This is a genomic window from Sphingobium sp. YR768, from assembly GCF_900111125.1.
Lineage (GTDB): Bacteria > Pseudomonadota > Alphaproteobacteria > Sphingomonadales > Sphingomonadaceae > Sphingobium.
Window position 1 is genome coordinate 214,877 of record NZ_FOGE01000001.1, and the last position, 11,700, is coordinate 226,576.

An 11,700-nucleotide genomic window follows, 5' to 3' on the forward strand; every position below is an offset into this window, starting at 1 on the left:
AACCATCCCGACCGCCAACACAAGGCCCGGTTCCCGCAAGGGCGCCGGGCCTTCGTGCGCAGGCCATTGCCCAACGCGCTCGCCTAGCATATATGAACCATATATGATTCATATATTCAGGATAGATTGATGGGCATCGTCAATATCGAGGACGAACTGCACGAACAGTTGCGCAAGGCCAGCAAGGCCTCCTACCGGTCGATCAACGCGCAGGCCGCCTTCTGGATCAGGATCGGCATGTTGAGCGAACTCAACCCGCAACTGACCTTCCAGCAGATCGTCCTGCGCGAATTGCGCGAAGCCGGGGTCGATCCGGCCGACATCAGGGCGCCAGCCTCATGATCAAGTCGCCGGAAGAGGTCGAGCTGATGGCGCAGGCCGGCCGTCTGCTCGCATCGGTCTTCACCCATCTGGATGGACAGCCGCTGGCGGGCCGCAGCACCATGGCCATTAACGATCTGGTCGAACGCTTCATCGTCGACGATCTCGCCGCCCGCCCCGCCAGCAAGGGCCAATATGGCTATGGCTTCGTCCTCAATTGCTCACGCAATGCGGTCGTGTGCCATGGCGTCCCGTCCGACGACGAATATCTGGCGGACGGCGACATCGTCAATTTCGACATCACGCTGGAAAAGAACGGCTATATCGCCGATTCCAGCAAGACCTACATGATCGGCGCCGTTTCTCCCACGGCCAGGCGGCTGGTGCGCACCACCTATGACGCGATGTGGCAGGGCATTCACACGGTGCGTCCCGGCGCCCGTCTGGGCGATATCGGCCACGCGATCGAGCGCCATGCCAAGCGCGCGGGCTATTCCATCGTCCGCGACTATTGCGGCCATGGCATCGGCCGCGAAATGCATGAAGAGCCGCAGATCCTGCATTTCGGCAAGCCGGGCACCGGCGTGATCCTGCGCGAAAACATGGTCTTCACGATCGAGCCGATGCTCAATCAGGGCCGCCGCATGGTGCAGACGCTGGATGACGGCTGGACGGTGACGACAGTGGACGGAAAACTCTCCGCCCAGTTCGAACATACGGTCGCCGTCACATCGACCGGCGTCCGCGTCCTGACCCTGCGCCCGGATGAAAGTCCGCCTGCGCGATCCTGACCGCGCCACTTCGAATCCGTCAGGGTTCGCAAGGCCGAACGGCCGCCCGAGCTTATGCGAGGATCAGAAATCAAATGATGGTGCACCCAACTGGATTCGAACCAGTGGCCTTTGGATTAGGAATCCAACGCTCTATCCTGCTGAGCTATGGGTGCTCTCCGAAAATCGGCTGATCTTCGCGGTTTTCGATAGTGTCGGCCACGATGGCCGTCAACCAAGATCGGACCGGGGCGGCGCCCCGTGGCACATTGCCCGTCACAGCGCGCGCAATTGCAATTGCGCCTCCTGCAAAATATAATGACAAAATATCGCGCCTGATCCTATAATGCAGGACAGGCTATTATTTACAGCCGTCGCGCCGACCACATTTATATTTTTCACGCTATTTCGGATCGACGGGCAATGTCCTATATAAGGACTATCGCTGATCAAAAGCCGTAGGCACCAGCGACTGAGAGACATGTGCTCCCGCTTACGATGCAGGAGCCTGTCCATGGACCTCAACTATCTTCTTTTTCGCCATCAGGCTTCGTTGATGCGGGCGGCGGCTTCGAATTGCCAGGGCGCGACCATGTCGCATCGACGTGACGTTGCCCATTATGCCCGGCAGATTGGCATATTGCGGGCCGCCATGGGTGCGACCGCGCTGATGCCCCTTCCCGTCGCCTGAATTTCTAATGGAAACGATCATCGCCAGAGAACGCACCGTCGAACCGGGGCAGCAGGCCGCCCGCACCAAGCCCAAACAGGGCGCGGCAAAATATCGCATGCCGAAAATGCCGGCTGAGGATGCGGCGCGACAGGGCCGCATCACGCTTCTTGCCTGGAATGCGATCGGACGCGATGCCGCGCTGGTCTTCCTCAACACTCGCAGCGAAGCCCTTGGCGGGCGACCGCTCGATATCGCGACCGCCAGCAATGCGGGCTTCGCACTGGTAGAGCAGGCGATCGCTGCCCAACGCCCCACAACCACGTCAGCCTGAAGGAAGAGATCATGGCCAAAGGACAGAAAAAGTCGAACCGCGAGATCAGGAAGCCCAAGGCGGAGAAGCCGAAAAAGGAAAATGCCTCCAATCCCAGCCAAAAGGCCGGTGCAGTCAATCTGGTCACGCTCAAAAGCTGAACCCGCGCATGGCGCCCTCCTGCCTTGGCCAGTTGCACTGGTCGGGCGGCAGGGCGTGCCAAGGATCAAAGGACATCGCCATGCAACCGACATTTGAATTCTGCCAAAATGAGGAACGGCGGCAACGCGCCATCGCTGCGGATGCGCCCCTTCAAAATAGCCGCGCTATTGCGACGAGAGCGGCGAACGCATGGGCGAAGGAAGGGCAATATGCCCTGAAGCGTGCGTCACGCAAGCACGGCCTGCTCAGCCGGGAGGATCAACTGATCGCGGAAGAATTCCGGTTGGAGGGCGATCGTTGTGACGATGCCCCGATCGCCGCAGGCACGACCTGATATCGATCCATCCGGGCCGTTTCCATCGCGCGACATCATAGCGCGCGCCGACGTGACGAGCCTGTCGCGCGCCGTTCGGGTCAATTCTTCGCATGCGGGGGAATGACGGGGAAAGGCAGCGGCGCCACTTCCACCCCTTCGGCGATCAGCGCCCGCGCCTCGTCCGGCGCGACATCGCCATGGATGCTGCTGCGATCCTGTTCGCCATAGTGCATGGCCCGCGCCTGATTGGCGAAGTCGCGCCCGACCCAGGTCGATTCCTCCAGCACCTTGCTCTGCGCCTGCGCCAGCGCATCGACAAAGGCCTGCATCTTCGCCTGATCGGCGCCGCTCATCGCCACCGGCGCGGCTTTTTCGGGAGCGGCAGCAGCGGGCGCCGGATCGGGGCGACTATTGCCCTTCGCCCCCACCGCCGGCGCCATCACCGCCTTGCCCACATCGGCGTCGCCGCACATCGGGCAGGTCAGCAGGCCGCGCGCCTTCTGCTGCTCATAATCCGCGCTGGACCCGAACCATGCCTCGAACACATGGCCCTTGCTCCCGCATTTCAGGTCGAAAACGATCACGAAACAGTCACGTCCTTCGGTATCACACGGCGGTTGGCGATAGCGGGCACGCGCCCGCGCACATCCCCTATCCGCGACAGGTCGATGTCCGCAAGGGCCATGCCCGCCGTCTCGCCCATATCCAGCAGCACCTCGCCCCACGGATCGATCACCACGCTATGGCCATAGGTGACGCGCCCGTCGGCATGTTGCCCCACCTGCGCCGTGGCGATGACATAGCATCCCGCCTCGATCGCGCGGGCGCGCAGCAGCACATGCCAATGCGCCTGCCCCGTCGGCACGGTGAAGGCGGCCGGCGCCAGCAATATCGTCGCCCCCGCATTGGTCAGCGCGCGATACAGGTCCGGGAAGCGCATGTCGTAACAGATGGAAAAGCCCATCCGGCCCCAGGGCGTGTCGGCCGCGACCACCTGTTCCCCCGGCCCATAGACGGAGGATTCGCGCCAGCTTTCCCCCGTCGCCAAGTCAACGTCGAACAGATGAATCTTGTCGTACCGCGCCCGGATCGCGCCCGTGTCATCGATCAGGAAGCTGCGATTGGCCCAGCGCCCGTCGGCCCGCTCGTCCTTCAGCGGCAGCGACCCGATATGCACCCACAGCCCCTCCCGCGCCGCCGCGTCCCGCACGGCGGCCAGCACCACATCTTCCGCCTCGTTGCGCAGCGTCGCCGCCGCCCGCGCCCGGTCACGGTCCAGGCAGCCCGCCATTTCGGGCGTGAACAACATGTCCGCGCCCTCCCCCTTCGCCCGCTTCACCATCTCCACGATGGCGGCGGCGTTGGCGGCGGGATCGATCCCGCTGGTCATCTGGAACAGGGCGGCGCGCATGATGCTGCTCATAGCCCCAGCAAGGCGTCCAGCTTGCCCTCGCGGTTCAGCGCGGACAGATCGTCGCTGCCACCGACATGGCTGCCGTCGATGAAGATTTGCGGCACGCTGGTCCGGCCCGGCGCCCGCTCCAGCATTTCCTCGCGCTTGGGTCCGCCCAGCGTGATATCATATTCCTCGAACGCGACTCCCTTGTCGCTCAGCAAGGCCTTTGCCCGCGCGCAATAACCGCACCAGTCCTTGGTATAGATTTCGACCTTCGCCATGATAACTCCTTTCCCCCGAAATTGGGGTAAAGTCGCACTTTGTCAATCAACCGGTTGGGCAACAGCATCGGGAAGCACCCGCGCCCAGCACAGCAGATGCACCTGCGCCACCCCGCCCCGCTTCAGCAACGTCGCACAGGCCGCCGCCGTCGCCCCGCTGGTATGAATATCGTCGATCAGCAGCACGCGCCGCCCGCGCAGCGCCTGCCCCGCCCCCAGCGTAAAGGCGCCGCGCACCGTTCGCGCCCGCTGCGCCGGGTTCATCCCCCGCAGCGGCGCGGTGCGCTTCACCCGTTGCAGCGCCCGCTTGTCCACCGGCCACCCGGTCATCCGCCCCAGATGATCGGCGATCAGCGCCGACTGGTTGAAACCGCGCTGCCACAGGCGCCAGCGATGCAGCGGCACCGGCACGATCACCGCTTCCTCGCGCCCCACATGGCGCAGCATCTGCCGCGCGATCAGCCGCGCCATGCCGATCCGCCGCCCATATTTCAGCCGCAGCGCCACCGTCCGCGCGACATCGCCATAGGCCAGCACCGCCCGCGCCCCGTCCCAGGCCGGCGGATCGGCCATGCACGCGCCGCACTCCGCCCCCTCCCCCATGTCATGCGGGAAAGGCAGGCCGCACCGCGCGCAACAGGGCTCACCCAGAAAGTCCATCCCGCCCCAGCAGGACAGGCAGAAAGCGAAATCCTCCGCCACGATCATCCCGCATCCCGGACAGCGCGGCGGCAGCGCATAATCGACCATCGGGCGCAGCGCACCCTTGAGAAGCGGGAGGACAGCCATCATCTGCCTTGTCCGCACTTCGCGCCCGATGCACAAGGCCCGCCATGGAATCCCGTCCCGACATTTTCGACCGCGCCCGCCGCGCCCGCCACCGCGACCGCATGCTGCCTAATTTCGCCGATCATGATTTTCTCCACCGCGCGATGCTGGACGAACTGCTCGATCGCCTGACCGACGTGCAGCGCGACCTGCCCGAAGTGCTGCTGATCGGCTGCCCCGATGGCAGCGCCCGCGCAGCGCTGGAGGCGATGGGCAAGCGCGTCGCCTGCGCCGACCCCGGCTTCCTCGCCGCAAAGGCCACAGGCGGGGTGCAGGCGGATGAGGACGCCCTGCCCTTTGCCGATGACAGTTTCGATCTGGTCATCGCCTGCGGCACGCTCGACAGCGTCAATGATCTGCCTGGCGCACTGATCCTGATGCGCCGCGTGCTGCGGCCCGATGGCCTGATGCTCGCCGCCTTCACCGGCGCGGGCAGCGTCCCCCGCCTCAAATCCGCCTTGCTCGCCGCCGAAGGCGACCGGCCCGGCCAGCATGTCCATCCGCAGGTCGATGTCCGCTCCGCCGGTGATCTGCTCAGCCGCGCCGGCTTCACCATGCCGGTCGCCGACGGCGATGTGCTGAGCGTGCGCTATGGCGACATCGTCCGCCTGATGCATGATCTGCGCGGCATGGGCGCGGGCAATATACTGGCGACCCAGCCCCCCGCCCTCACCCGCGACGTGCTGATGCGCGCCGCCGCCCATTTCGCCGCCGCCGCCGACCCGGACGGCCGCACGGCCGAACAGATGGCGATCATCTACCTGTCCGGCTGGAAACCCGATCCCAGCCAGGCCGCCCCCGCCAAACGCGGCAGCGCCACGGTATCACTGGCGGCGGCACTCAAGGGGAAGGAGTAGCGCCTTCGTCGCGGCGGCCTTGTGCCCAACCGGCCAAAAGATTAGATTCCAATCACACCGATTGGGAACCCATCTCATGGCCGCCACCCGCGTCATCACCGCCCATGTCCCCACCGATCTCGCCGATCAGGTCGATGCGCTGGCCGCACGGCTCGATCGGTCGCGCGGGTGGATCATGAAGCAGGCGCTGTCTGCCTAGGTCGATCAGGAAGAAATGCACCACCAGATGACGCTGGAGGCGCTGGCCGATGTCGACGCCGACCGGGTGATCGATCAGGCCGCGATCCGCGCCTGGGCGGACAGCCTGTCCACCGACAGCCCCCTGCCACCACCAGAGGCATGAAAATCGTCGTGACCGGCAAGGCCACCGCCGACCTTGTCCGCCTCCACGACCATCTGAAACCCGTCGCCCCCGATGCCGCCGCCCGCATCGTCCAGCCCCTCGCCAGGGCGCCCTCGCGCCTGATCGACTACCCCCGCCTTGGCGAAAGGCTCGACACCTACAACCCGCGCCAAGTCCGCCGCATCATCATCGGCCATTATGAAATGCGCTACGAAATAACAGGCGAACGGATCATCATCCTGCGTCTATGGCACGGCCGGGAAGATCGAGCGTCTGGCGAACCGGGATAAACCGACCTCCCATGGGTGGAATCAATATATTACAAAGTTCGATAAATTTTATACGACGTATGAATAGCGACTTGATCGATGACATCTTCCTCGTCACTCTGTATGAAAATCAGGGGGATAAACGTCATGGATCTTGGCACACGGCTGGCTGAACTCCAGAAACGGACGATCGAACATCGAGAGGTACTGCTGACGGAAGAAGCAGCGAAGACCGCTCTCGTCATGCCCTTTCTGCAATCATTGGGATATGACGTTTTTAACCCAAAAGAGGTCGTCCCGGAATTTACCGCCGATGTCGGGATCAAGAAGGGTGAGAAAGTTGACTATGCCATCTGCGCGGACGGCAAGGTCAATATCCTGATCGAATGCAAGCCATCCACATCCGAACTTAATGTGCATCATGCATCACAACTTTTTCGTTATTTCAGCGTGACGGATGCTCGCCTCGCCATCTTGACCAATGGCGTGAACTATCAGTTTTTCTCGGATGTCGAGAAACCTAACAAGATGGACGAACGTCCATTTTTCACCTTCTCGATGGATGCGATCAAACCGTCTGATACTCGAACTCTGGAGAAATTTGCCAAGACTGATTTCGACATAGACAAGATCATTCAGGAGGCGGGAAACCTCAAACTTCAATCCCTGTTGCGCAAGGCGATCGAACAGGAATTTTCCGAACCTTCAGATGAATTTGTGAGGCTGTTCGCCGCGAAGGTCGTCGAGGGTCGCCTGACACCTGCGACCAAAGAGAATATCGCGCGAATGATCCCCAATACGATTGGGTCCATCATTCGCGACCGCGTCAACGAACGGCTATCGTCCGCCCTCAACGCTTCTGCACCGGTAGCGGTGGCCCCCGAAAAAACTGACAGTTCCGTTCCGGAAGACGGCATTGTCACCACCCAGGAAGAATGGAGCGGCTTCCATATCGTGCAAGCGATCGCATCCCGTCTTATCGACCCCAAGCGGGTCGTCATTCGTGATAGCAAATCCTACTGCGCAATCCTGCTGGACGATAATAATCGGAAGACTGTCGCGCGCATGTGGTTCAATTCGCCGACGACCCGCTATTTTGGCACATTCCAAGGCAAAGATGAAACGCGACACCCTATGCCGGAACTGACAGGCATTTATCAGTTACTTCCTCAGATCGAAGCCCGGTTGCGTGAACTGGATGACAGCATCCCGGCATAGCGCCCCTTATGATCGCCGCATGGGTAGCCATGTTTTCGAGACTTGATATCCTACATGACTACATTTGATTACATCGGATACTCCATTAGCGACCATATACTGCCAAACCATCGCTCGTAATATAATTTCCAATATTTGTTCTGAAATGTCAGAATTTGCGGGAAATATGCGAAGTTAAGTGTACAATTTCCTATTTCACACACTCCTCACCCGCGCCGCTATCGCCCCACCCCCGGCGCCAGCCGGTCGACCAATATCGCGCTGGCGTCATTCAGGCCGATCACCTCCACCGTGATGCCGTGATGGCGCATCCGGGTGACGACGTCCTCCAGCGCGCCGACCGCCGTGATGTCCCATAAATGGCTGGCGGTCAGGTCGATCCGCACATGCCGGGCCGTGTCGCGCAGGTCGAACCGGTCGGCGAAGATATCGGCGCTGGCGAAGAAGATCTGGCCTGACACGCGGTAGGTCCGCCTGTCGCTCGCCGCGTCATAGCTTGCGCGCACATCCATCAGGCGCGTTACCTTGAACGCGAAGAAGACACCGCTCAGCAGCACGCCCACCGCGACGCCCGCCGACAGGTCATGCGTCGCCACCGTGACGATGACGGTGGCGACCATGACGATGCCCGACACTTTGGGATGACGGGCCAGATCGCGGACCGATCCCCAGGAAAAGGTGCTGATCGACACCATGATCATGATCGCCACCAGCGCCGCGACCGGCACCTGCGCGACCCATGGCCGCAGCGGCACCATCACCAGCAACAGGAAGACCGCCGCGACCAGCGTCGACAGGCGCCCGCGCCCGCCATAGCGTATATTGCCCACCGTCTGCCCGATCATCCCGCACCCCGCGATGCCCCCGAACAGGCCCGCCGCGACATTGGCCAGGCCGAGCCCAGTGCACTCCCGCGCCTTGGAACTGGTAGTTTCGGTCAGATCGTCCACCACGCTGGCGGTCATCATCGATTCCAGCAGGCCCACCGCCGCCATGGCCAGCGCATAGGGCGCGACGATGCGCAGCGTCTGCCAGTCGAACGGCACCATCGGCAGCGCGAAAGAGGGCAGCGAGGATGGCAGGCGGCCAAGATCGGCAATGGTGTGGATCGGCATCGGAAAGGCGATGCTGATACCGGTCAGCACCATTATGCAGATCAGCGGTGACGGGATGGCGGTGGTGATGCGCGGCGCCAGATAGATGATCGCCAGCCCGCCCGCGATCATCGCATAGCTGTGCCAGCTCACGTCCAGCATCTGCGGCACCTGGGCTGAAAAGATCAGAATGGCCAGCGCATTGACGAAGCCGGTCCGCACCGATCGCGACACGAAGCGCATCACCACGTCCAGCTTCATCAGGCCGAACGCAATCTGGAACAGCCCGGCCAGCACCGTGGCGGCGAGCAGATAGTGGAGCCCATGGGCATGGACCAGCGCCGCGGCGACCAGCGCGACCGATCCCGCCGCACCGGAGATCATGGCCGGACGGCCACCGGCAAAGGCGATGACGATCCCAATCATGAAGGATGCGAACAGGCCGACTTCGGGGTCGATCCCGGCGACGAAGGAAAAGGCGATGACTTCCGGGATCAGGGCAAAGGTGCCGACCATACCGGCGAGAATGTCGCGCCGGGCATTGGCCGCGCCGCTGAACCATTCGGCGCGATAGCGTGAAAGGGTGATGTTGTTCATGATGATGCGTAACCGACGATTGTCGCGGGGAAGGCCGCAGCGGGGCGCGGCAATATCACTGGGCGACATACGTTGTCCGGCGGATCGGCGGCCGGAATAGCCACCCGGAATTTCACCGGGTCCATACGAATGGCTGCTTCCCTAGCGATCCTGCATCCAAAGCACAATCGGCGCGGCTGCTGTCCTACGGAGAAGGGGACAGGATATTATGGCCGACGTTCTTTCCTATCGTCGGTCGCCACAACCCTGCCAACGCCCGTACGATAATTTCCAACATTTGTTCTTAAATGTCGAAACTTGCGGGAAATGTGCGAAGTTAAGCGCGCGATTTCCTATTTCACGCCCGCCGCGCCGCAGCCTCGCCAACGGTCGGCCCGTCCACCATATCGCGCGATGCCCAGCCCGCCTCGCCATGCCGATATTCGACATGGCTCGCCCGGCGGAAGGCCGCGCCGTCCCACACGATCACCTGTAATTCCATCTCGTTATTGCGCCGGACATGCAACCAGTTGAAGCTCTGCGGCTCTGCATTGCGCAGCCGGGTGGAAGTCGCCGTGCCCGCCTGTATCACCAGCGCGCCACCGCTATGCTCCACCATCTTCTGCGCGGCTTCCGCATAGGTCCGGTGGAAATGCCCCGCCAGCGCCACATGCACCCCCGCCTCGCACGCCGCCCGCACCGCATCCTCATGCTGCCCCACCGCCTCGCTCCATTCATTCCCCTTGCCGATCGGCATGGAAAAGAGCGGATGATGGGTCACGAGGATGCGGGTCTTGTCCGGCGGCACCCGGGCAAAGCGGTCGCGCAGCAGGTCCATCTGCGCATGGTTGATCCGCCCATCCTTGATCGTCAGCGACCGCGCGGTGTTCAGGCCCAGTATCGCGACCTCCCGATCCTCGTAAAAAGGGCAGAGGTCATGGCTGATATAGCGTTTGTAGCGATCGAGCGGCGCGCCGAAGCGCCGAACCACATCATAGAGCGGCACGTCATGATTGCCCGGCACGACCAGCGTCCTGAGCCCCGCCGCGCGCAGCCGACCCAGCCATCCTGCTGCCTGCTTGAACTGCTCGACCCGCGCCCGCTGCGTAAAATCGCCGCTGATCACGACCAGATCGGGCCGGCGCTCCTCCAGCCAGGCGGTGGCGGCATCCACGATCCGCTGATCATTGGCGCCAAAATGAATGTCGGAAAGATGCGCGATACGAGCCATGCCAAGGTAACGAATCCACGCGATATGGTTTCCCCCGGACCCGAATCCCTTTCGCGGAGTTATTGCGGCATGGAAACGAAACCGCTGCCCAAGGAAGCCATCCTCGTCGTCAACGCCCATAGCCGTCGCGGGCAGGATCTGTTCGCGCAGGCAAGGGACGGGCTGGAGGCCGCCGGCGTCCGCCTGATCGAGGCGCATGCGGTGGAAGAGCCGGAGAAGATGGCCGCCACCGTCCGCGCCGCCGTGGACAGCGGCGCGCCCATGGTCATCGTCGGCGGGGGCGATGGCTCCATGTCCGGCACGGTGGACGAACTGGTCGGCAAGGATATCGTCTTTGGCGTGCTGCCGCTCGGCACCGCGAACAGCTTCGCCCGCACGCTCGGCCTGCCGCTCGATCTGGACGGCGCGGTGAAGGCCATCGCCACCGGCCAACGCCGCCGCGTCGATCTGGGCATGATCGACCAGGATTATTTCGTCAACGCCGCGTCCCTGGGCCTGTCGCCCATGATCGGCCGTACCGTGCCGCACAAGCTGAAGCGCTATCTGGGGCGGATCGGCTATCTGCTCTGGGCGGTCAAATGCTCGGTCGGCTTCCGCGCCTTCCGCCTGACGATCGATGACGGCCAGAATGCCCGGCGGATGTGGTCGACGGAGGTCCGCATCCTCAACGGCCCCTATCATGGCGGGGTGGAGCTATCCGACAATGCTGCGGTCGATACCGGTGAAATCGTGGTGCAGGCAGTCGTCGGCCGCAGCAAGCCGCGCCTTGCCTGGGACTGGTACGCCAAATTCTTCAAACTGCGCGACCGCGACGCCCATACGGAGGAATTTCACGGCAAATCCTTCCGCATCGAAACCAAGCCCCGCCAGCGCATCTCCATCGACGGCGAAGTGCTGGCGAAAACGCCGGTAACGGTAAAAATCGCAGCGGGCGCGATCGAAGTGGCCGTGCCCGCCACTTAAGCCCCTCCCTTCAGGGGAGGGGCTTAAAGGATCGGCACAACAAAAAAGGGACCGGAAAACGGCCCCTTCTCTGTTTTCGATGTTCCGAAGAA

At 62.7% G+C, this 11,700-nt stretch carries 17 protein-coding genes, 1 tRNA gene and 1 other annotated feature; of the genes, 11 read left to right on the forward strand and 7 right to left on the reverse strand.

The genetic code is table 11. The annotated features are described in order from the left end of the window. Window positions 1–129: 129 nt before the first annotated feature. Window positions 130–342 carry a ParD-like family protein gene (locus tag BMX92_RS01015; protein WP_093010583.1) on the forward strand — a complete coding sequence of 71 codons (213 nt, stop codon included), beginning with the start codon at window positions 130–132 and terminating at the stop codon, window positions 340–342. Continuing rightward, entirely contained in the window at window positions 339–1,112 is a 774-nt protein-coding gene (map, locus tag BMX92_RS01020) for a type I methionyl aminopeptidase (RefSeq protein ID WP_093010585.1), read from the forward strand. Before BMX92_RS01015 ends, map begins: the two co-directional genes overlap by 4 nt. Window positions 1,113–1,190: 78 nt before the next feature. Here map and BMX92_RS01025 read toward each other — a convergent pair. Next, window positions 1,191–1,267 (reverse strand) — tRNA-Arg (locus BMX92_RS01025). Between the two features lie 522 nt (window positions 1,268–1,789). Between BMX92_RS01025 and BMX92_RS01030 the strand changes: the two genes are divergently transcribed. The 3 genes from BMX92_RS01030 to BMX92_RS01035 all read left to right on the forward strand — a co-directional run bounded on the left by BMX92_RS01030 (window position 1,790) and on the right by BMX92_RS01035 (window position 2,570). Then, complete coding sequence (locus BMX92_RS01030) at window positions 1,790–2,095, forward strand: antitoxin Xre/MbcA/ParS toxin-binding domain-containing protein (RefSeq protein ID WP_093010587.1); 306 nt, start codon at window positions 1,790–1,792, stop codon at window positions 2,093–2,095. An 11-nt stretch (window positions 2,096–2,106) separates the two neighbouring features. Beyond that, the gene (locus BMX92_RS27850) at window positions 2,107–2,235 is read left to right on the forward strand and encodes a hypothetical protein (RefSeq protein ID WP_256213232.1); all 129 of its coding nucleotides are present in this window, start codon (window positions 2,107–2,109) and stop codon (window positions 2,233–2,235) included. A gap of 80 nt (window positions 2,236–2,315) precedes the next feature. Further along, window positions 2,316–2,570, forward strand: a complete 255-nt coding sequence (locus tag BMX92_RS01035; protein ID WP_093010589.1) for a hypothetical protein — start codon at window positions 2,316–2,318, stop codon at window positions 2,568–2,570. Window positions 2,571–2,650: 80 nt separating this feature from the next. Here the strand turns inward: BMX92_RS01035 and BMX92_RS01040 are convergent, their stop codons facing one another. Genes BMX92_RS01040 through BMX92_RS01055 form a run of 4 tightly spaced genes read right to left on the reverse strand, consistent with a single transcriptional unit; the run spans window position 2,651 to window position 5,021 of the window. Beyond that, complete coding sequence (locus BMX92_RS01040) at window positions 2,651–3,136, reverse strand: DUF1178 family protein (RefSeq protein WP_093010591.1); 486 nt, start codon at window positions 3,134–3,136, stop codon at window positions 2,651–2,653. Next, on the reverse strand, window positions 3,133–3,963 hold the full coding sequence (locus BMX92_RS01045) for a carbon-nitrogen hydrolase family protein (protein ID WP_093011270.1): 831 nt from the start codon (window positions 3,961–3,963) through the stop codon (window positions 3,133–3,135). The genes BMX92_RS01040 and BMX92_RS01045 overlap by 4 nt, the downstream gene beginning before the upstream one ends. 8 nt (window positions 3,964–3,971) lie before the next feature. After that, entirely contained in the window at window positions 3,972–4,229 is a 258-nt protein-coding gene (gene grxC, locus BMX92_RS01050) for a glutaredoxin 3 (RefSeq protein ID WP_093010593.1), read from the reverse strand. Window positions 4,230–4,271: 42 nt separating this feature from the next. Next, window positions 4,272–5,021, reverse strand: a complete 750-nt coding sequence (locus BMX92_RS01055; protein WP_093010595.1) for a ComF family protein — start codon at window positions 5,019–5,021, stop codon at window positions 4,272–4,274. A gap of 41 nt (window positions 5,022–5,062) precedes the next feature. Between BMX92_RS01055 and BMX92_RS01060 the strand changes: the two genes are divergently transcribed. The 5 genes from BMX92_RS01060 to BMX92_RS01075 all read left to right on the forward strand — a co-directional run bounded on the left by BMX92_RS01060 (window position 5,063) and on the right by BMX92_RS01075 (window position 7,744). Further along, window positions 5,063–5,914: a class I SAM-dependent methyltransferase gene (locus BMX92_RS01060; RefSeq protein ID WP_093010597.1), complete on the forward strand. Its 852-nt coding sequence runs from the start codon at window positions 5,063–5,065 to the stop codon at window positions 5,912–5,914. A gap of 76 nt (window positions 5,915–5,990) precedes the next feature. Further along, window positions 5,991–6,113: a ribbon-helix-helix domain-containing protein gene (locus tag BMX92_RS27855; protein WP_256213233.1), complete on the forward strand. Its 123-nt coding sequence runs from the start codon at window positions 5,991–5,993 to the stop codon at window positions 6,111–6,113. Window positions 6,114–6,128: 15 nt separating this feature from the next. After that, on the forward strand, window positions 6,129–6,257 hold the full coding sequence (locus tag BMX92_RS27860) for a hypothetical protein (protein WP_256213234.1): 129 nt from the start codon (window positions 6,129–6,131) through the stop codon (window positions 6,255–6,257). Further along, a complete protein-coding gene (locus BMX92_RS01070; RefSeq protein WP_093010599.1) occupies window positions 6,254–6,547 on the forward strand; it encodes a type II toxin-antitoxin system RelE/ParE family toxin in 294 nt (97 codons plus the stop codon). The genes BMX92_RS27860 and BMX92_RS01070 overlap by 4 nt, the downstream gene beginning before the upstream one ends. A 126-nt stretch (window positions 6,548–6,673) precedes the next feature. Then, complete coding sequence (locus tag BMX92_RS01075) at window positions 6,674–7,744, forward strand: type I restriction endonuclease (protein WP_093010601.1); 1,071 nt, start codon at window positions 6,674–6,676, stop codon at window positions 7,742–7,744. A gap of 218 nt (window positions 7,745–7,962) precedes the next feature. Here BMX92_RS01075 and BMX92_RS01080 read toward each other — a convergent pair whose 3' ends face one another. Continuing rightward, window positions 7,963–9,435: a SulP family inorganic anion transporter gene (locus BMX92_RS01080; protein ID WP_093011273.1), complete on the reverse strand. Its 1,473-nt coding sequence runs from the start codon at window positions 9,433–9,435 to the stop codon at window positions 7,963–7,965. A gap of 70 nt (window positions 9,436–9,505) precedes the next feature. Continuing rightward, window positions 9,506–9,561 (reverse strand) — a sequence feature (sul1 is cis-regulatory element that is thought to sense ions involved in sulfur or methionine metabolism; They are found in Alphaproteobacteria). 211 nt (window positions 9,562–9,772) lie between these two features. Next, on the reverse strand, window positions 9,773–10,645 hold the full coding sequence (locus BMX92_RS01085) for a metallophosphoesterase family protein (RefSeq protein WP_093010603.1): 873 nt from the start codon (window positions 10,643–10,645) through the stop codon (window positions 9,773–9,775). A 69-nt stretch (window positions 10,646–10,714) separates the two neighbouring features. Here BMX92_RS01085 and BMX92_RS01090 point away from each other — a divergent pair, with 69 nt between their 5' ends. Further along, window positions 10,715–11,608: a diacylglycerol/lipid kinase family protein gene (locus BMX92_RS01090; protein WP_093010605.1), complete on the forward strand. Its 894-nt coding sequence runs from the start codon at window positions 10,715–10,717 to the stop codon at window positions 11,606–11,608. Window positions 11,609–11,700 lie beyond the last annotated feature (92 nt).